The organism is Streptomyces sp. NPDC001700, from assembly GCF_053596435.1.
The window spans coordinates 414,911-437,145 of the sequence record NZ_JBSFGE010000002.1; the positions used below are offsets into that span (position 1 = coordinate 414,911).

Below are 22,235 nucleotides of genomic sequence, written 5' to 3' on the forward strand. Positions count from 1 at the left end.
GCTCCTACGTAACACCCGCACAGCTAAAGGGCCGGGCCCCGCCCCCTCCTCGGAGGGGGCGGGACCCGGCCCTTTCGGTGCCGGAGCGCCCGTCAGTCCGACAGCCAGTCCTCCACCGCTCGCGCGGTCGTACCGGCGTGGTCCTCCATCATGGTGAAGTGGTGTCCCGGCACATCGCGCACGGTGTGGGGCAGCTCCCAGTACGACCGCCAGTCCCCGTCGCGGGACCAGTCGAAGAACTGCTCCTCGGCCCGGACCAGCAGGGTCGGCGTCTTGACCTCGCGCGGCTGCCACTGTCCGAACAACCGGAAGTACGCGCCCATGGCCAGCAGCCGGGCGTCGTCCACCGGCACCGGGCCCGTGCTCCGCTCGCCGATCCCGGCCCGCAGACCGGGCTGGAGTGCCATGGCCGCCTCCGGGTCGTGCGAGTAGATGTCGAGCAGCACCACCGCGTCCGGGAAGACCCCGGTGCTCTCCAGCCGCGCCGCCACCTCATGGGCGAGCAGCCCGCCCGAGGAGTGGCCCAGCAGCACGAACGGCTGCCCGTCGGTCTGTCGCAGCACCGCCTCGGCCTGCGCCTCGATCACCGCCTCCGGGTTCGCCGGAAGCCGCTCCCCGGCGACGAAACCGGGGTTGCCCAGCGCCCAGACGTCCCGGTGGCCACGGAATCCGGCGGCGAACCGCGCGTACTGGTGCGGGCCTCCGATCGACAGGATCGAGGGGAAGCACACCAGCGCGGGCCGCGCGTCCCCGCTGGACAGCCGCACCAGCGTGGGCGCCTTGTCCAGCTCGGCGGCGCTTGAGAACGAGGGCCGGAACCGCGAGACCTCCATCAGCATCCGGGTGAACTCCCCCTGCTGACCGAGCTGTTCGGCTTCCCGCATCATCGCGCCGAACACGGCCGACGGCTCCGCGCCCGCCATCTCCGGCTGCCCGGCCGCCGACCCCGTACCGCCCTCGGCGGCCACCGAACCGGCCAGCCCGGTGAGCAGCTGCCGGGCGACCAGCTCGGGCGTCGGGTGGTCGAAGAGCAGCGTCGGGGGCAGCCGCAGCCCGGTCGCGGCATTGAGCCGGTTGCGCAGCTCGACGGAGGTCAGGGAGTCGAAGCCCAGCTCCAGGAAGCCACGCGCGGCGCCCACGGCCTCCGGGTCCTCGAAGCCGAGGACCACGGCGGCGTGGCCACGGACCAGGTCCAGCAGGGTCTTCTCCCGCTCCGCCTCGTCCTGCCCGGCCAGTCGCCGCGCCAGCGAGGGGCCACCCGCGTCGGCCGCCGCCGCCGCTGCCGTGCGCCGCTTGGGCATCGCCCGGACCAGTCCGCGGAACACGGCGGGCAGCGCGCCCTCGGCGGCCTGCTCGCGCAGCGGCGCGGTGTCCAGGTGGAGCGGTACGAGCACCGCCTCACCGTCGATCGCACACGCCGTGTCGAACAGCTCCAGACCGTCCCGCGAGGACAGCGGCGCCATCCCGGAACGCGCGATACGCCGTACGTCCGCGTCCGTCATGGTGCCGGTCATCGCGCTGCGCTGGTCCCACATGCCCCAGGCCAGCGAGAGGGCGGGCAGTCCGGCGGAGCGGCGCTGCGCGGCGAGGGCGTCCAGGAAGACGTTGGCGGCGGCGTAGTTGGCCTGGCCCGGAGCACCGAAGGTGCCCGCTACGGACGAGAACAGCACGAACGCGGTGAGGTCGAGATCGCGGGTCAGCTCGTCCAGGTTCCGGGCGGCGTCCACCTTCGGCCGGAACACCGTGTCGATCCGGTCCGGGGTGAGCGCGGGCAGCGGCCCGTCGTCCAGCACACCCGCCGTGTGCACCACGGCGGTGAGCGGATGCGCCGGGTCCACCTCGGCCAGCATCGCCGACAGCGCGTCACGGTCGGCCACGTCGCAGGCCGCGACGGTCACCTCCGCGCCCTGCTCCATCAGTTCGGCGATCAGCTCCGGCATTCCCTCGGCGCTGTGCCCCCGGCGGCTGCCCAGCAGCAGATGCCGCACCCCGTGCCCGGCCACCAGATGGCGGGCGAGCTGCCCGCCGAGGACACCGGTGGCGCCGGTGATGAGCACCGTGCCGTCCGGGTCGAACCCTGGCAGCCCCTCCGCTTCCGGAGCGGTGGCCACCTTGGCCAGCCGGGGCACGTACAGGCCGCCCGCACGGACGGCGAGCTGCGGCTCACCACTGTTCGCCGCCGCTGTGAGCGCGGCGGCCGGTGCCTTATCGCCGTCCAGATCCAGCAGCAGGAAGCGGTCCGGGTTCTCGGTCTGGGCGGTGCGGATCAGACCCCATACGGGCGCGTTCGCCAGGTCGGACACCTCGGCATCCGGGCGCGTGGCGACGGCGCCACGGGTGACGTACGCCAGCCGCGCCCCGGCGAAGCCCTCCTCCGCCAGCCACGCCTGCGCGCTCTCCAGCGCGGCGTGGGCGGCCAGCCTGGCGCCCTCGGCCACATCACCGGAGGTGGCGGCGGCGGTGGTGTGCGGGAGGAGGACGACGTCCGGCCGCTGCCCGCCGGAGGCCACCACGGCCGCCAGCTCGGCCAGATCGGGGAACACATCGCACTCGGCCCCGGTGGACTCCAGCGCGGCGATGAGCCCCAGGGTGTCCGTACCGACCAGGGCCCAGCGGGTGGCTTCGGGGGCCACCGAGGGCACCGGCACCGCAGTCCACTCCAGCCGGAACAGCGATTCGTGGTACGTCACTTGGGCCGCGTGCAGCTGCTCCGGGGCGATGCTCCGCAGCATCAGGGAGTCCACCGACGCGACCGCGCCGCCGTTCTCGTCCGCGACGGCCACGGCCACCGCGTCCGGCCCGGCCGGTGCGATCCGTACGCGCAGCGCCGTGGCGCCCGACGTGTGGAGGGTGACACCGCTCCAGGAGAACGGCAGCCGGATCCCATCGGAGTCGGCGCCCACGAAGTCACCCAGCGCCACGCCGTGCAGCGCGGAGTCCAGCAGTGCCGGGTGCAACCCGAACAGCGCGGCCTCGGTCTGCTGCCGCTGCTCCAGCCGGAGTTCGGCGAAGACCTCGTCACCGCGTCGCCAGGCGGCCGTCAGCCCCTGGAACGCGGGACCGTAGCCGATACCGGCGGCGGCGAACCGCTCGTAGAAGTCGTCCAGCTCGATGGCGACCGCTTCGGCGGGCGGCCATGCGGCCAGGGTCTGTGCAGTGTCGGCGGGCGCGCCGGAGGCGAGGACACCGCTGGCGTTACGGCTCCAGGGCTGGTCCTTGCCGTCGCCCCGGCCCGCGTCCGGCTCCGGGCGGGAGTAGACATCCAGCGTCCGGCGTCCGTCCGTGTCGGGCACGCCGACGGTCAGCCGCAGCTGGACGCCGCCCCGCTCGGGCAGGATCAGCGGCGCCTCAAGGGTCAGCTCCTCCAGCAGGTCACAGCCCACCTGGTCGCCCGCCCGGATCGCCAGTTCGACGAAGGCGGTGCCCGGCAGCAGCGCGGTACCGGCCACGGTGTGGTCGGCGAGCCAGGGGTGGGTGTGGAGGGAGAGCCGCCCGGCGAACAGGAAGCCGTCGGAGTCCGGCAGTTCGACGGCCGCGCCGAGCAGCGGGTGATCGGCGGAGCCCAGACCGGCGGAGGCGACATCGCCCACCGAGGCCGGGACCTCGATCCAGTACCGCTCATGCTGGAAGGCGTACGTGGGCAGCTCGACGCGCTGCGCGCCCGTGCCCGCGTAGTACGCCTCCCAGTCCAGCGCCACGCCCCGGGTGTGCAGAGCGGCAACGGCCGTCGTCAGCGCCTCGGCCTCGGGACGGTCCTTGCGGAGCGCGGCCACGAACGCCGCGTCCTCGGCGGTGACGGACTCCTGAGCCATGGCGGTGAGCACACCGTCCGGGCCCAGCTCGACGTACGTCGTCACGCCCTGCGCTTCGAGCGCGCGGACACCGTCGAGGAAGCGGACGGTCTCGCGGACGTGGCGTACCCAGAAGTCGGCCGTCACGATCTCCTCCCCGGCGACACCGCCGGTGAGGTTGGAGACCACCGGGATCTTCGGTGCGTGGTACGTCAGGCTCTCCGCGACCTCACGGAACGGCTGCAGCATCGGCTCCATCAGCAGCGAGTGGAACGCGTGGCTGACGGTGAGCCGCTTGGTCTTACGACCCCGCGCCTCGAAGGACGCGGCGACCGCGACGGTGGCATTCTCCTCACCGGCGACGACCACCGACGTAGGTCCGTTGAGGGCGGCGATGCTGACGCCCTCGGTGAGCAGCGGCGCCACCTCGTCCTCCGACGCCTGGACGGCGATCATCGCCCCGTCCGCCGGAAGCTCCTGCATCAAGCGGCCGCGAGCCGCCACCAGCTTCGCCGCGTCCGCGAGCGAGAGCACACCCGCGACATGCGCGGCGGCGATCTCGCCGATGGAGTGGCCGGAGACCATATCCGGCTTCACGCCCCACGATGCGACGAGGCGGAACAGCGCCACCTCGATGGCGAACAGCGCGGGCTGGGTGTACCCGGTCTGGTCCAGCGCGTCGGCGTCGTCCCCGAACACCACCGTCTTCAGCGGCTGTTCGAGGTGCCGGTCCAGCTCATCGCAGACCGTGTCCAGCGCCTCCGCGAACACCGGGTACGCCGCGTACAGCTCGCGCCCCATACCCAGGCGCTGGCTGCCCTGACCGGTGAAGAGAACCGCCACCTTGCCCCGGGTCTCCACGCCCTGAACCACTCCGGCAGCGAACTCGCCAGCGGCGAGCGCGGCGAGCCGCTCCAGGAAGGTCGCGCGGTCACCGGCGACGACGGCCGCCCGGTGCTCCAGCGCCGTACGGGACGTGGCCAGCGAGTAGCCGACCGACACCGGATCCAGGTCGGCGCGCTCGGCCACATGGCTGTGGAGCCGGGCGGCCTGAGCCCGCAGGGCGTCCTGGCTCTTGCCGGACACCACCCACGGCAGCATCGGAAGGGTCTGGGGCTCAACGGAGGCCGTGCTACCCGTCTTCCGTGGCTCCGGGGCCTGCTCGATGATGGTGTGCGCGTTGGTGCCACTGATGCCGAACGACGACACGGCGGCGCGACGCGGACGGCCGGTCTCCGGCCACTCCAACTGCTCGGTGAGCAGCGAGACCGCACCCATCGACCAGTCCACATGCGGCGACGGCTCATCCACGTGCAACGTCCTGGGCAACACACCGTGCTCAATGGCCTTGACCATCTTGATGAGCCCAGCGACACCGGCCGCAGCCTGCGTGTGCCCGAAGTTCGACTTCACCGAACCCAGCCACAGCGGGGCGTCCTCGTCGCGCTCCTGACCGTACGTGGCCAGCAGCGCCTGCGCCTCGATCGGGTCACCCAGCGTCGTACCCGTGCCGTGCGCCTCGACCGCATCGATCTCGGCGGCGGACAGTCGCGCGTTGGCGAGCGCCTGCCGGATGACGCGCTGCTGAGACGGGCCGTTGGGGGCGGTGAGGCCGTTGGACGCACCGTCCTGGTTGATGGCGGAGCCACGTACGACCGCGAGCACCGGGTGACCGTTCTTCCGCGCGTCCGACAGCCGCTCCACCAGCAGCATGCCGACACCCTCGCCCCACGCCGTACCGTCAGCGCCCGCCGCGAACGGCTTGCAGCGACCATCGGTCGCGAGCCCACGCTGCTTGCTGAACGCCACGAACGTACCCGGGGTCGCCATGACGGTGACACCGCCCGCGAGGGCGAGCGAGCATTCGCCGTTGCGCAGCGCCTGCACCGCCATGTGCAAGGTGACCAGCGACGACGAGCACGCCGTGTCGACGGTGACCGCCGGGCCCTCCAGGCCGAACGTGTACGACACGCGGCCCGAAGCGACGCTGCCCGAACTCGCGGTGCTGATGTAGCCCTCAAGACCATCGGGCGCGCGGTAGAGGAGCGATCCGTAGTCGTTGTACATCACGCCCGTGTAGACGCCGGTCTGGCTGCCCCGCAGCCCGGCCGGGTCGATGCCCGCGCGCTCGAACGCCTCCCATGACGTCTCCAGCAGCAACCGCTGCTGCGGGTCCATGGCGAGGGCCTCACGCGGCGAGATTCCGAAGAACACCGGATCGAAGTCGGGGGCGTCATGCAGGAAGCCACCGTTGCGGGCGTAGCTGGTGCCGCGCTGGTCCGGGTCGTCGTCGTAGAGCGACTCGATGTCCCAACCACGGTCGGTGGGCATGTCGGTGATGGCGTCGGTGCCGTCCACCACCAGCTTCCACAGTTCCTCGGGCGATGTCACCCCGCCGGGGAAACGGCAGCTCATCGCGACGATGGCGATGGGGTCGTCGTCGACCACCTTGGAGGCGACGACCGGTGCGGCCGCGTCCGACTGGCTGCCCTGGGCCTCGGCCCGCAGGAACGTGGCGAGGGTGATCGGGTTCGGGTAGTCGAAGATCAGCGTGGCCGGGAGGCGGACACCGCTGACCGAGGTCAGACGGTTGCGCAGCTCGACAGCCGTGAGGGAGTCGAAACCGACCTCGCTGAACGCACGCTGCGGTTCGACCGCTTCGGGTCCGGCGTAGCCGAGTACGGCCGCCACCTGCGTACGGACCACGTCCAGCACGATCGCCTCGGCCTCGGCGTCGGACGTCCCGGCCAGCTGCTGTGCCAGCGCGCCGGACTGCGCCGCCGCTGCCGCCTGAGCTGCCCGACGCGGCGGTACGCGCACCAGACCACGGAAGAGCGGCGGCAGCATCCCGACGCTCGCCTGAGCGCGGAGTGCGGCCAGATCGAGCGGCATCGGCACCAGCAGCGCCTGGTCAGCGGCGTCCGCGAGATCGAACAGCTCCAGGCCCTGATCGGGAGTGAGGGCGACGACACCACCGCGCCGCAAGCGGGCGATCTCCGCCTCGTCCAGCTCCCCGGTCATGGCACTGGCCTCGGCCCACAGGCCCCAGGCGAGGGAGGTGGCGGGCAGGCCCTGGGCACGGCGGTGCTGAGCGAGGGCGTCCAGGAACGAGTTGGCCGCCGCGTAGTTGCCCTGCCCCGCGCCACCGAAGACACCAGCGGCGGAGGAGAACAGCACAAACGCGGCCAAGTCCAGATCGGCCGTCAGCTCATGCAGGTTCCAGGCCGCGTCCACCTTCGGACGCAGCACACCCGCCATACGCTCCGGGGTCAGCGCCCCGATCACACCGTCATCCAGCACACCGGCGGTGTGCATCACGGCCGTCAGCGGATGCTCGGCGGGAACGGACGCGATGACGCCAGCCAGCGCGTCCCGGTCGGCCACGTCACACGCGACCCACCGCGCCTCGGCGCCCAACTCGGCCAGCTCGTCCGTCAGTTCAGCGGCACCGGGAGCCTGGTCACCACGGCGGCTGACCAGCAGCAGCCGACGTACACCGCGCTCGGTCACCAGATGGCGGGCGAAGAGATTGCCCAGCATGCCACCGGCACCGGTGATCAGCACCGTGCCGTCCGAACCGAACGAAGGGATCTCCTCGTCGGCGGCGGGAGCGGTGGCGCGGGCCAGCCTCGGAGCCTTGGCCGCGCCCTGGCGTACGGCGAGTTCCTGCTCGCCCGATTCCAGGGCGGCGGGGACGGCGGTGACCGAGTCCGGGTGGCCGTCGAGGTCCACCAGGATGACGCGGCCGGGATTCTCCGACTGCGCGGAGCGGATCAGGCCGGTCACGGTCGTCTGGGCCAGGCTGGTCGCCGGGTCGTCGGTGGCGGTGGCCACCGCGCCCTGGGTGAGGACGACCAGGCGCGAGTCCGCGAAGCGCTCCTCGGCCAGCCACGTCTGCAGCAGGGTCAGAGCGTGGTCAGCGATCTCGTGCGCCATGGCGACCGGCGAGTCGGCCTCGCCCGAGGGCGTCCGCGCGGACACCACCACATGGTCCGGGGCCGTGGCACCGGCCGCGATCGCCTCGGCCAGCGCGGCCAGATCGGCGTACGTCTCGGCCTCGACACCGAGGCCGGGGACGTCCGGGCCCACGACCGCCACGCGCCCGTTGAATCCGGACGCGGTCGGGACCGCGATCCAGTCCACCCGGAACAGGGCGTCCGCCGCGTCGCCACCGGCCTGATCGGCACCCAGCTGCTCGGGCGACACAGTGCGCAGCGCCAGCCGCTCCACCGACGCCACCGGAGCACCGGTCACATCAGCGAGCTGGAACGCCACCGTGCCGTTCCCGGCCGACGACAGCCGCACCCGCACGCTGTCCGCACCCACCGAATGGACGCGGACACCCGTCCAGGAGAAGGGCAGTCCGACCCCGTCCAGGTTCTCCGCCAAGTCGCCCAGGGCGATGGCGTGCAGTACGGCGTCCAGCAGCGCGGGATGCAGTCCGAACAGGTCCGCGCCGGGCTCGACGCCCTCGGGCAGCGCGACCTCGGCGTAGACCTCGCCGTCGCCGCGCCAGGCGGCCCGTACTCCCTGGAAGGCCGGGCCGTAGCCGAAGCCCGCCTCGGCCAGCCCCTCGTACAGGCCGTCGATCTCGATCCGCTCGGCACCGGCGGGCGGCCAGGCACTCAGCTCGAACGACGGGGCCGACAGCGGCGCGCTCTCCACGAGCACACCCGTGGCATGCCGCACCCACGGCACCTCGTCATCGCCCACATCGGGACGCGAGTGCAGGGCAAGGGCGCGGCGGCCGGAGCCGTCCTGGGCGGCCACGGCGATCTGCAGCTGAATCCCGCCGCGCTCGGGCAGGATCAGCGGCGCCTCAAGGGTCAGCTCCTCCACCAGATCGCAGCCGACCTGCTCACCGGCGCGTACGGCCAGCTCCACGAACGCGGTACCGGGCAGCAGGACCGAACCCATCACCGCGTGGTCGGCCAGCCACGGGTGCGTCTCCAGCGAAAGCCGCCCGGTGAACAGGAAGCCCTCGAAGTCCGGCAGTTCGACGGCCGCACCCAGCAGCGGGTGACCGGCGGCGCCCAGACCGGCGGAGGCGACATCGCCCACCGTGGCCGGGACCTCGATCCAGTAACGCTCGTGCTGGAAGGCGTACGTGGGCAGGTCCGTACGGCGTGCGCCGGTCCCCTCGAACACCGCGTCCCAGTCCACGGACACGCCACGCGACCACGCCTCACCGAGGGAGGTCCAGAAGCGGTCCAGGCCACCCGCGTCGCGGCGCAGCGAGCCGATCGCGGCCGCGTCCAGCCCGGCGTACTCGGCGGTGTCCTGCACGCCCATGGTCAGCACCGGGTGGGCGCTGGACTCGATGAACACACCGAAGCCCTCGTCCAGCAACCGCCGGACTGCGCCTTCGAGTTCGACGGTGCGACGGAGGTTGGTGAACCAGTACTCGGCGTCCAGCTCGGGGCCCTCGACCCACTCCCCCGTCACCGTCGACAGGAACGGCACCGTGGCCGCCTGCGGCTGTACGGGGGCCAGCAGCTCCAGCAGCTCATCGCGCAGCAACTCCACCTGCGCGGAGTGCGACGCGTAGTCCACCGGCACCCGGCGGGCGCGGACCTCATCCGCCTCGCAGGACGCCAGCAGCTCATCCAGGGCGGCCGGTTCGCCCGAAACCACCACGGCCGAGGGGCCGTTCACGGCGGCCACCGAGATGCGCTCCTCGCCCCACGGCGCGATCCGCTCCCGTACCTCGGACACCGGCAGCGCCACCGACACCATGCCGCCCCGACCCGCCAGCACCCGGCCAATGGCCTGGCTGCGCAAGGTCACCACGCGCGCGGCATCCTGCAGCGACAGAATCCCGGCCACGCACGCGGCCGCGATCTCACCCTGCGAGTGGCCGACCACGGCGGACGGCTCGACGCCGAACGAACGCCACAGCTCAGCGAGGGACACCATCACGGAGAACAGCACCGGCTGAACCACATCGACGCGCTCCAGCGACGGCGCACCCTCCGCACCCCGCAGCACATCCACCAACGACCAGTCGGTGAACTCCGCCAGAGCGGCGGCACACTCGTGGATACGGGCCGCGAACGCCGGTGCCGTGTTCATCAACTCCACGGCCATGCCCGCCCACTGCGAGCCCTGCCCCGGGAACACGAACGCCGTCTTGTCGGACGTCCCGATGCCCTGGACCGGAACCTCACCCTGGGCCAGCGCCGTCAGGGCGCGGATGAAGTCGTCCCGGTCGGTGCCCACCAGGACCGCGCGCCGATCGAAGGCGGCGCGGGTGGTGGCCAACGAGTAGCCGATGTCGGCCGGACGCAGACCCGGGTCGGCGTCGAGGTGGGCCAGCAGCTTGGCGGCCTGCGCGCGCAAGCCCGCCTCGCCCCTGGCGGACAGCGGCCACGGCAGCACACCGCCGGTCTCCGGGGTGTCCTGCTGCGCGTCCAGCTGCCGCTTCTCGGCGGGCGCCTGCTCGATGATGGTGTGCGCGTTGGTACCACTGATGCCGAACGACGACACGGCGGCGCGGCGTGGGCGGCCGGTCTCCGGCCACTCCAACTGCTCGGTCAGCAGCGAGACCGCACCCATCGACCAGTCCACATGCGGCGACGGCTCATCCACGTGCAGGGTCCTGGGCAACACACCGTGCTCAATGGCCTTGACCATCTTGATGAGCCCGGCGACACCGGCCGCAGCCTGGGTGTGGCCGAAGTTCGACTTCACCGAACCCAGCCACAGCGGCGCGTCCTCGTCGCGCTCCTGCCCGTAGGTGGCCAGCAGCGCCTGCGCCTCGATCGGGTCACCCAGCGTCGTACCGGTGCCATGCGCCTCGACGGCGTCCACCTCGGCGGCGGACAGCCGGGCGTTGGCGAGGGCCTGGCGGATGACGCGCTGCTGGGACGGGCCGTTGGGCGCCGTCAGACCATTCGAAGCGCCGTCCTGGTTGATGGCGGAGCCGCGTACGACCGCGAGGACCGGGTGGCCGTTCTTCCGCGCGTCCGACAGCCGCTCCACGAGCAGCATGCCGACACCCTCACCCCACGCCGTACCGTCAGCGCCCGCCGCGAACGGCTTGCAGCGACCATCGGTCGCGAGCCCACGCTGCTTGCTGAACGCCACGAACGTACCCGGGGTCGCCATGACGGTGACACCGCCCGCGAGGGCGAGCGAGCATTCGCCGTTACGCAGCGCCTGCACCGCCATGTGCAAGGTGACCAGCGACGACGAACACGCCGTGTCGACCGTGACCGCCGGACCCTCCAGGCCAAAGGTGTAGGACACCCGGCCCGAGGCCACGCTGCCCGAACTCGCGGTGCTGATGTAGCCCTCAAGGCCATCGGGCGCGCGGTGCAGCAGCGTGCCGTAGTCGTTGTACATCACGCCCGTGTAGACACCGGTCCGGCTGCCGCGCACGGTCCCCGGGTCGATGCCCGCGCGCTCGAACGCCTCCCACGACGTCTCCAGCAGCAACCGCTGCTGCGGGTCCATCGCGAGGGCCTCGCGCGGCGAGATCCCGAAGAAGACCGGGTCGAAGTGGTGGGCGTCGTGGAGGAAGCCGCCGTTACGGGCGTAGCTGGTGCCCCGCTGGTCCGGGTCGTCGCCGTACAGCGCCTCGGTATCCCAGCCACGGTCCGTGGGCATGTCGGTGATGGCGTCCGTGCCCTCGGTGACCAGCTTCCACAGGTCCTCGGGCGAGGCCACGCCACCGGGGAAACGGCAGCTCATCGCGACGATGGCGATCGGCTCGTCATCCCCCGCCCTGACAGCCGCGACCGGTCCGGCGACATCTTCCTGGCTGCCCTGGGCCTCGGCCCGCAGGAACGCGGCGAGGGCGATCGGGTTCGGGTAGTCGAAGATCAGCGTGGCGGGCAGCCGGACACCGCTGACCGAGGTCAGACGGTTGCGCAGCTCGACAGCGGTGAGCGAGTCGAAACCGACCTCGCTGAACGCACGCTGCGGATCCACGGCCTCAGGCCCGGCAAAGCCGAGCACGGCCGCCACCTGCGCACGCACCACACCCAGCACGATCGCCTCGGCCTCGGCCACGGAGGCCCCGGCCAGCTGCCGCGCCAACGCACCCGACCGCGCCGCCGCAGCGGCCCGAGCGGCCCGCCTCGGCGGTACGCGCACCAGACCACGGAAGAGCGGCGGCAGCATCCCCGCACCCGCCTGCTCACGCAACGCCGCCAGGTCGAGCGGCACCGGCACCAGCAGCGCCTCGTTGGCGGCGTCCGCGAGGTCGAACAGCTCCAGGCCCTGGTCAGCGGTGATGGCGCCGATGCCGCCGCGCTGGAGGCGGGCGATCTCCGCCTCGTCCAGGTCTCCGGCCATGCCACCGGATTCCGCCCACAGGCCCCAGGCGAAGGAGGTGGCGGGCAGACCCTGGGCACGGCGGTGCTGGGCGAGGGCGTCCAGGAAGGCGTTCGCCGCCGCGTAGTTGCCCTGCCCCGCGCCGCCGAAGACTCCGGCGGCGGAGGAGAACAGCACAAAGGCGGCCAGGTCCAAGTCCGCCGTCAGCTCATGCAGATTCCATGCCGCGTCCACCTTCGGGCGCAGCACACCCGCCATACGCTCCGGTGTCAGCGATCCGATCACACCGTCGTCCAGCACACCGGCGGTGTGCATGACGGCCGTCAACGGATGCTCGGCGGGAACGGACGCGATGACGCCAGCCAGCGCATCCCGGTCGGCCACGTCGCAGGCGACCCACCGCGCCTCGGCGCCCAACTCGGCCAGCTCGGCCGTCAGTTCAGCGGCACCGGGAGCCTGGTCGCCACGGCGGCTGACCAGCAGCAACCGACGCACACCGCGCTCGGTCACCAGATGGCGGGCGAAGAGATTGCCCAGCGTGCCACCGGCACCGGTGATCAGTACCGTGCCCTCCGCGTCGAAGACGGCGGGCTCCCGGTCGGTGGCGGGGGCGATGGTGGTCCGGGCCAGACGCGGAGTCATGACCGCGCCCTGGCGTACGGCAAGTTCCTGCTCGCCCGCTTCCAGGGCGGCGGGAAGAGCGGCGAGCGAGTCCGCGTGGTCATCGAGGTCCACCAGGATGACGCGCCCGATGTTCTCCGACTGCGCGGAGCGGATCAGGCCGGTCACGGTCGCCTGCGCGGGCTCGGTCACCGGGTCGTCGGTGCCCGTCGTGGACACCGCGCCCTGGGTGAGCACGACCAGGCGCGAGTCCGCGAACCGGTCCTCGGCCAGCCACGTCTGCAGCAGAGCGAGGACGTGATCGGCGCTCTGATGCGCCACGGTGGCAGGCGAGTCGGCCTCGCCCAAGGCCGTCCGCGCGGACACCACCACATGGTCCGGGGCCGTGGCACCGGCCGCGACCGCCTCGACCAGCGCGGCCAGATCCGCGTACGTCTCGGCCTCGACACCGAGGGCACCGAGGCCGGGGACATCCGCGCCCACGACCGCCACGCGCCCGTTGAATCCGGACGCGGTCGGGACCGCGATCCAGTCCACGCGGAACAGCGCGTCCGCCGCGCCGCCACGAGCCTGATCGGCACCCAGCTGCTCCGGGGACACCGCACGCAATGCGAGCCGTTCCACCGACGCCACCGGGGCACCGGTCACATCGGCCAGTTGCAGCGCCACCGTGCCGTTCGCGGCCGACGACAGCCGCACCCGCACGCTGTCCGCACCCACCGAATGGACGCGGACACCGGTCCAGGAGAAGGGCAGCGCGCCGCCCAGGTTCTCGGTCAGGCCACCGAGCGTGATGGCGTGCAGTACGGCGTCCAGCAGCGCCGGGTGGAGCCCGAACAGGTCCGCACCGGGCTCGACGCCCTCGGGCAGCGCGACCTCGGCGTAGACCTCGCCGTCGCCCCGCCAGGCGGCCCGCAGCCCCTGGAAGACCGGGCCGTAGCCGAAGCCCGCCTCGGCCAGCCCCTCGTACAGCCCATCGATCGCGATCCGCTCGGCACCCGCAGGCGGCCAAGCGCTCAGCTCGAACGACGGGGCCGACAGCGGCGCGCTCTCCACGAGCACACCCGTGGCATGCCGCACCCACGGCACCTCGTCATCGCCCACATCGGGACGCGCGTGGAGTTCGAAGGCGCGGAGACCGGAGTCGTCCTCGGCGCCCACGGCGATCTGCAGCTGGATTCCGCCGCGCTCGGGCAGGATCAGCGGCGCCTCAAGGGTCAGCTCCTCCACCAGATCGCAGCCGACCTGCTCACCAGCGCGTACCGCCAGCTCCACGAACGCGGTACCGGGCAGCAGCACCGAACCCATCACCGCGTGGTCGGCCAGCCACGGGTGCGTCTCCAGCGAAAGCCGCCCGGTGAACAGGAAGCCCTCCGCAGCGGCCAGGGACACGGCCGTACCGAGCAGCGGATGATCGGCCGAGCCCAGACCGGCGAACGTCACGTCGCCCACCGAGTCCGGGACCTCGATCCAGTAGCGCTCGTGCTGGAAGGCGTACGTGGGCAGCTCGACGCGCTGCGCGCCCGTACCCGCGTAGTACGCCTCCCAGTCCAGGGCCGCGCCCCGGGTGTGCAGGGCGCCGACGGCGGTCGTCAGGCTCTCGGCCTCGGGGCGGCCGGAGCGCAGCGCGGCCGTGAACGCCGCGTCCTCAGCGGTGACGCACTCCTGCGCCATGGCGGTGAGCACACCGTCCGGGCCCAGCTCGACGTACGTCGTCACGCCCTGCGCTTCGAGGGTGCGGACACCGTCGAGGAAGCGGACCGCCTCGCGGACGTGACGTACCCAGAAGTCAGCGGTGGCGATCTCCTCGGCGGAGACCACTTCGCCGGTCAGGTTGGACACGATCGGGAGGCGCGGGGCCTCGTACGACAGCCCCTGCGCCACCTCGCGGAAGGCGTCGAGCATTCCGTCCATGCGGGGCGAGTGGAAAGCGTGGCTGACGGTGAGCCGCTTGGTCTTACGACCCTGCGCCTCGAAACTGGAAGCGACCTCAGCCACGGCATCGTCGTCACCCGCGATGACCACCGAAGTGGGCCCGTTGAGGGCGCCAATGCTCACACCACCACCGAGCAGCGGCAGAACCTCGTCCTCCGAAGCCTGCACGGCGACCATCGCGCCGCCCGCCGGAAGCTCCTGCATGAGCCGACCACGCGCGGCCACCAGCTTCGCGGCGTCGGCGAGCGACAGCACACCCGCCACATGCGCGGCGGCGATCTCGCCGATGGAGTGGCCGGACAGGAAGTCGGGCTTGAGGCCCCACGCCTCGACCAGCCGGAACAGCGCCACCTCGATGGCGAACAGCGCGGGCTGGGTGAAGCCGGTCTGGTCCAACGCCTCGGCGTCGTCCCCGAACACCACCGTCTTCAGCGGCTGTTCGAGGTGTCGGTCCAGCGCATCGCAGACCGTGTCCAGCGCCTCCGCGAAGACCGGGTACGCCGCGTACAGCTCACGCCCCATACCCAGGCGCTGGCTGCCCTGACCGGTGAAGAGAACCGCCAGCTTCCCTCGGGTCTCCGCGTCCTGGACCACTCCCGTCGCGGGCTCACCAGCGGCCAGCGCGGCGAGCCGGTCCAGGAAGGTCGCGCGGTCACCGGCGACGACGGCCGCCCGGTGCTCCAGCGACGCGCGGGTGGTGGCCAGCGAGTGGCCGACCGACACCGGGTCCAGGTCGGGGTGCTCGGCCACATGGCTGTGGAGCCGGGCGGCCTGAGCCCGCAGGGCGTCCTCGTCCTTACCGGACAGCACCCAGGGGACCAGCGGAAGGGCCCGGGGCTCCACCCTCGCATCGGTCTGCCGCAGCTCCGGGGCCTGCTCGATGATGGTGTGCGCGTTGGTGCCGCTGATGCCGAACGACGACACGGCGGCGCGGCGCGGGCGGCCGGTGTCCGGCCACGTCTGCTGTTCGGTGAGCAGCGACACCGCGCCCGCCGACCAGTCCACGTGTGCGGACGGCTCGTCCACGTGCAGGGTCCTGGGGAGGACGCCGTGCTCGATGGCCTTGACCATCTTGATGATTCCGGCGACACCGGCCGCGGCCTGAGTGTGGCCGAAGTTGGACTTCACCGAGCCGAGCCACAGCGGCGCGTCCTCGGTGTGCTCCTGGCCGTAGGTGGCCAGCAGCGCCTGCGCCTCGATCGGGTCGCCCAGCGTCGTACCGGTGCCGTGCGCCTCGACGGCGTCGATCTCGGCGGCGGACAGCTGGGCCCCGGCCAGGGCCTGGCGGATGACGCGCTGCTGGGACGGGCCGTTGGGGGCGGTGAGGCCGTTGGACGCACCGTCCTGGTTGATCGCGGAGCCGCGTACTACGGCGAGCACCGGGTGGCCGTTCTTGCGGGCGTCCGACAGCCGCTCCACGAGCAGCATGCCGACGCCCTCGCCCCAGGCCGTGCCGTCGGCGGCGTCGGCGAAGGGCTTGCAGCGGCCGTCGGTCGCGAGGCCGCGCTGCTTGCTGAACGCCACGAAGGTGCCGGGGGTCGCCATGACGGTCACGCCGCCCGCGAGGGCGAGCGAGCATTCGCCGTTGCGCAGCGCCTGCACCGCCATGTGCAGGGTGACCAGGGAGGATGAGCACGCCGTGTCGACGGTGACGGCCGGGCCCTCCAGGCCGAACGTGTACGACACGCGGCCCGAGGCGACGCTGCCGGAGCTGGCGGTGCCCATGTAGCCCTCAAGGCCATCGGGCGCGCGGTGCAGCAGCGTGCCGTAGTCGTTGTACATGACGCCCGTGTAGACGCCGGTCCGGCTGCCGCGCACGGTCCCCGGGTCGATGCCCGCGCGCTCGAACGCCTCCCAGGTGGTCTCCAGCAGCAGCCGCTGCTGCGGGTCCATGGCGAGGGCTTCGCGCGGCGAGATCCCGAAGAAGACGGGGTCGAAGTGGTGGGCGTCGTGGAGGAAGCCGCCGTTGCGGGCGTAGCTGGTGCCCTGCTGGTCCGGGTCGTCGTTGTAGAGCGACTCGATGTCCCAGCCACGGTCGGTGGGCATGTCGGTGATGGCGTCCGTGCCCTCGGTGACCAGCTTCCACAGGTCGTCGGGCGAGGCCACGCCGCCGGGGAAACGGCAGCTCATCGCGACGATGGCGATGGGGTCGTCGTCGTGTGCGATCGCGGTGGCGGTGGCGGTGGGTGCTGCCGCGTCGGCCTGGCTGCCCTGGGCCTCGGCCCGGAGGTACGTGGCGAGGGCGGCGGGGGTCGGGTAGTCGAAGGTCAGCGTGGCGGGGAGCCGGACGCCGGTGACCGCGGTGAGGCGGTTGCGCAGCTCCACGGCGGTGAGCGAGTCGAAACCGACCTCGCTGAAAGCCCGTTGGGGTTCGACTGTTTCGGGCCCGGCGAAGCCGAGTACGGCCGCCACCTGCGTACGGACCAGGGTGAGGACGATCGCCTCGGCCTCGGTGGCCTCCGTATTCGCCAGTTGCTGGGCGAGGGCGCCGGACTGCGCGGCCGCGGCGGCCTGCGCGGCGCGGCGTGGCGGGACGCGGACCAGGCCGCGGAAGAGGGGTGGCAGCATGCCGACGCTTGCCTGCGTGCGGAGTGCCCCCATGTCCAGGGGCATCGGGACGAGGAGCGGCTCGCTCTGTCCGAGCGTGGCGTCGAAGAGTTCGCGGCCCTGGGCTGCGGTGATGGCGGCTACGCCGCCGCGCTGGAGGCGGGCGATCTCGGTGTCGTCCAGGTCTCCGGCCATGCCGCCGGGCTCGGCCCATAGGCCCCAGGCGAGGGAGGTGGCGGGGAGGTTGTTCGCTGCGCGGTGCTCGGCCAGGGCGTCCAGGAAGGCGTTCGCCGCCGCGTAGTTGCCTTGTCCGGCGCCGCCGAAGACTCCGGCGGCGGAGGAGAAGAGGACGAATGCCCTGAGGTTGAGGTGCTGGGTGAGGTGGTGGAGGTTCCAGGCCGCGTCTGCCTTCGGGCGCAGGACCTTGGCGATTCGGTCTGGGGTGAGGGAGGCGATGACGCCGTCGTCCAGCACGCCTGCCGTGTGGATCACGGCGGTGAGGGGGTGGGCGGCGGGGATCGTTGCCAGGGTTTCCGACAGGGCGTCTTGGTCTGCTACGTCGCAGGCCGACCAGTGCACCTCGGCGCCCAGTTCGGTGAGTTCCTTGGTGAGTTCGGCGGCGCCGGGAGCCTCGTTGCCTCGGCGGCTTACCAGGAGGAGGTTTCGTACGCCTCGCTCTGCCACCAGGTGGCGGGCGAACAGGGTGCCCAGGGTGCCGGTCGCTCCGGTGAGCAGGACCGTGCCCTCGGGGTCCCACTCGGGGGCTTCCGCCGGGGTTGTGGCGCGGGCCAGGCGGGGGGCCTTGACCTCGCCGTTGCGTACCGCGACCTCGGCCTCGCCACTCGCGAGCGCGGCAGGCAGCGCGGCCCGCGAGTCGTCCTGGCCGTCGGTGTCCACCAGGACGATGCGGTCCGGGTTCTCCGACTGGGCGGAGCGGACTAGGCCTCGGACGGCGGCGTGTGCCAGGTCGGCGCCGGAGGTGAGGACGACCAAGCGGGAGTCCGCGAAGCGGTCGTCGGCCAGCCACTGCTGCAGTAGCGCCAGCGCCTGAGTGGTGGCGTGCCGCGCCGTGGTGGCGGGCGAGGGGTCTTGCCCCACCCCGCCCCTTCCCGAAACCATGGGCTCTGCCCCTGGACCCCGGTCCTCAATCGCCGGACGGGCTTGATTTGCCGCACCCGCGCTTTCGAGTGCCGCGCCGCCTGCGGGACGCCCTTCGGGCGTGTCCTCAATCGCCGGACGGGCTTGATTTGCCGCACCGTCCGATGTCAGGTGCACCACTACGTGGTCCGGCGGCGTCGTTCCGGAAGCGATCGCTTCGGCTAGGGCGTCCAGGTCTGCGTAGTCGGGGCCCACGAACGCCCAGCCGGGCGTGGACAGCGGCTCGGCAGGAAGTGGGAGCTGGGTCCAGGACACTCGGTACAGGGCTTCCGCCGCGCCGTCGGGGCGGGATTGGAGCTGGTCCGGGGACACCGTGCGGAGGGCCAAGGACTCTACGGAGGCCACCGGGGCGCCCGTTACGTCCGCCAGCTGGAGCGACACCTTGCCGTTCGCGGCTGAGGTCAGGCGGACCCGTACCGTGTCCGCGCCCACCGAGTGGACGCGGACGCCGGTCCACGCGAAGGGGAGGCCGCCCTGGCCCGGGGTTTCGGTCAGGTCGCTGAGGCCGATGGTGTGGAGGACGGCGTCCAGCAGGGCCGGGTGGAGACCGAAGAGGGCGGCGCCGGGTTCGGTGGCCTCGGGGAGCGCGACCTCGGCGTAGACCTCGCCGTCGCCGCGCCACGCGGCGCGCAGGCCCTGGAAGGCCGGGCCGTAGGCGAAGCCCGCCTCGGACAGGTCCTCGTAAAGGGTGTCGACGGAGATCTGTTCGGTGTCCGCCGGGGGCCAGGTGGTCAGGGAGAAGGGGGTGGTCGGGGCGCTCTGCCCGAGCAGGCCCGTGGCGTGGCGTATCCACGGCTCGTCGTCGGTGGCCGCGTCGGGGCGGGAGTGGAGTGCCAGGGTGCGGCGGCCGGTGTCGTCTTCGGCGCCCACGGCGATCTGGAGCCGGACCCCGCCCTGTTCGGGCAGGATCAGCGGGGCCTCCAGGGTGAGTTCCTCGACCAGATCGCATCCGGCCTGCTCACCGGCGCGTACGGCCAGTTCCACGAACGCCGTGCCGGGCAGCAGGACCGTGCCCATCACGGTGTGGTCGGCCAGCCACGGGTGGGTGTCCAGGGCGAGCCGCCCGGTGAACAGGAAGCCCTCCGCGGCGGCCAGCGAGACGGCCGCGCCGAGCAGCGGATGGTCGGCGGTGCCGAGGCCGACCGAGGAGACGTCGCCGTACGCGGTGCCCGCGTCCAGCCAGTAGTGCTCGCGCTGGAAGGCGTACGTGGGCAGCTCGACGCGCTCCGCGCCCGTACCCGCGTAGAACGCCTCCCAGTCGGGGGCGGTGCCCCGGGTGTGCAGGGTGGCCAGGGCGGTGGTCAGCGTCTCGGCCTCGGGGCGGCCGGAGCGCAGTGCGGGGATGAACGCCGCATCGTCACCGGTGACGCACTCCTGCGCCATGGCGGACAGCACGCCGTCCGGGCCGAGTTCGAGGTACGTGGTGACGCCCTGGGCCTCCAGGGTGCGGATGCCGTCGAGGAAGCGGACTGCCTCGCGGACGTGGCGTACCCAGAAGTCGGCGGTGGCGATGTCCCCGGTCAGGTTGGAGACGACCGGGATATTCGGGGTGTCGTACGTCAGGCTCTCGGCGACCTTGCGGAACGCCTCCAGCATCGGGTCCATCAACGGCGAGTGGAACGCGTGGCTGACCGTGAGCCGCTTGGTCTTGCGGCCCTGGGACTCGAAGGACGCCGCGATCTCCAGCGCCGCGTCCTCGTCGCCCGCGATGACGACCGACGTCGGGCCGTTGAGGGCGGCCATGCTCACGCGGTCGGTGAGCAGCGGCACCACCTCGTCCTCGGACGCCTGGACGGCGATCATCGCGCCACCGCCCGGAAGCCGCTGCATCAGACGGCCGCGCGCCGCCACCAGCAGGGCGGCGTCGGCGAGCGACAGCACGCCCGCCACGTGCGCGGCGGCGATCTCGCCGATGGAGTGGCCGGAGACGAAGTCGGGCTTGAGGCCCCACGATTCGGCGAGGCGGAACAGCGCCACCTCGATGGCGAACAGCGCGGGCTGGGTGAAGCCCGTGCGGTCCAGGGCTGCGGCGTCGTCCCCGAAGAGGACATCCTTCAGCGGCCGTTCGAGGCGCGGGTCGAGCGCGGCGCACACGGTGTCGAACGCCTCGGCGAAGGCCGGGTACGTGGCGTACAGCTCGCGGCCCATGCCGAGCCGCTGGCTGCCCTGGCCGGTGAAGAGGAACGCCAGCTTGCCCCGGGTTTCCGCGCCCTCGACCAGCCCGGCGGCGGGCTCGCCCGCCGCGAGCGATGCGAGCCGGTCGAGGAACGTCTCGCGGTCGCTCGCGATGACGGCCGCGCGGTCCTGGAGGGCGGCGCGGGTGGTGGCGAGGGCGTAGCCGGTGGACAGCGGGTCCAGGTCGGGGCGTTCGGAGACGTACGTGTGCAGCCGGGCGGCCTGGGCGCGCAGCGCGTCCTCGCCCTTGCCGGACAGCAGCCACGGGAGGACGGGGAGGTCGCGCGGGGGCGCGGTGGCAACCGGTTCGGCGTCCTCGTCGGTGGCCTCGTCCGGCAATGGGGGCTGTTCGATGATCAGGTGGGCGTTGGTGCCGCTGATGCCGAACGACGACACGGCGGCGCGGCGCGGGCGGCCGGTCTCCGGCCACGGGCGGCCCTCGGTGAGCAGCGAGACGGCCCCGGCCGACCAGTCGATGTGCGGCGACGGCTCGTCCACGTGCAGGGACTTGGGCACATAGCCGTGCTCGATGGCCTTGACCATCTTGATGATCCCGGCGACACCGGCCGCGGCCTGGGTGTGGCCGACGTTGGACTTGATGGAACCGAGGAGCAGCGGCCGTTCGGCGGGCTTCTCCTTGCCGTACGTGGCCAGCAGCGCCTGCGCCTCGATGGGGTCGCCCAGCGTCGTACCGGTGCCGTGTGCTTCGACGACGTCGATCTGGTCGGCCGTCAGCCGCGCGCTGGCCAGGGCCTGGCGGATGACGCGCTGCTGGGACGGGCCGTTGGGGGCGGTGAGGCCGTTGGACGCGCCGTCCTGGTTGGTGGCGGAGCCGCGTACGACGGCCAGCACCCGGTGGCCGTTCTTGCGCGCGTCGGACAGCCGCTCCACGAGCAGCATGCCCGCGCCCTCTGACCAGCCGGTGCCGTCGGCGGCCGCCGCGAACGACTTGCAGCGGCCGTCGAAGGACAGTCCGCGCTGGCGGCTGAACTCGGTGAAGGTGCCGGGCGTCGACATCACGGTGACGCCACCGGCGAGCGCGAGTGAGCATTCGCCGTTGCGCAGCGCCTGCATGGCCAGATGCAGGGTGACCAGGGACGACGAGCACGCCGTGTCGACGGTGAGCGCCGGGCCCTCCAGGCCGAAGGTGTATGCCACCCGGCCGGACGCGATGCTGCTGGAGCCGCCGGTGCCGAGGTAGCCCTCGACACCGGGCGGTACGGCGCGCAGCCGCGACGCGTAGTCGTGGTACATGACGCCCGCGAAGACGCCGGTGCGGGTGCCGCGTACGGAGGTGGCGTCGATGCCCGCGCGCTCGAACGCCTCCCAGGTGGTCTCCAGCAGCAGCCGCTGCTGCGGGTCCATCGCGAGGGCTTCGCGCGGGCTGATGCCGAAGAACGCCGGGTCGAAGTAGTTGGCGTCGTGGAGGAAACCGCCCTCCCGGACGTAGCTCGTGCCCGAGCCGTCCGGGTCGTCGTCGAAGAGCCGCCCCATGTCCCAGCCGCGGTCGGTGGGGAACTCGGAAATGCCGTCCCCGCCCCCGGACACGAGCCGCCACAGGTCCTCGGGCGACTCGACGCCACCCGGGTAGCGGCAGCTCATGCCGACGATCGCGATGGGCTCCTGGTCCTCCGACTCCACCTCCTGGAGGCGGCGTCGGGTCTCGTGCAGGTCGGCGGTGACCCGCTTGAGAAAGTAACGGAGCTTTTCCTCATTCATACGTGCGTTCCC

Annotated in this window: 1 protein-coding gene; it reads right to left on the reverse strand. The window is 72.4% G+C overall.

What is annotated here, in order from left to right; translation table 11 throughout:
- Positions 1–92: 92 nt before the first annotated feature.
- On the reverse strand, positions 93–22,223 hold the full coding sequence (locus ACWC5C_RS05280; RefSeq protein ID WP_450873844.1) for an SDR family NAD(P)-dependent oxidoreductase: 22,131 nt from the start codon (positions 22,221–22,223) through the stop codon (positions 93–95).
- Positions 22,224–22,235 lie beyond the last annotated feature (12 nt).

Excerpts from the sequence above, each read along its gene's own strand:
- ACWC5C_RS05280 (WP_450873844.1), bottom strand. The coding sequence starts at position 22,223 with ATGAATGAGGAAAAGCTCCGTTACTTTCTCAAGCGGGTCACCGCCGAC.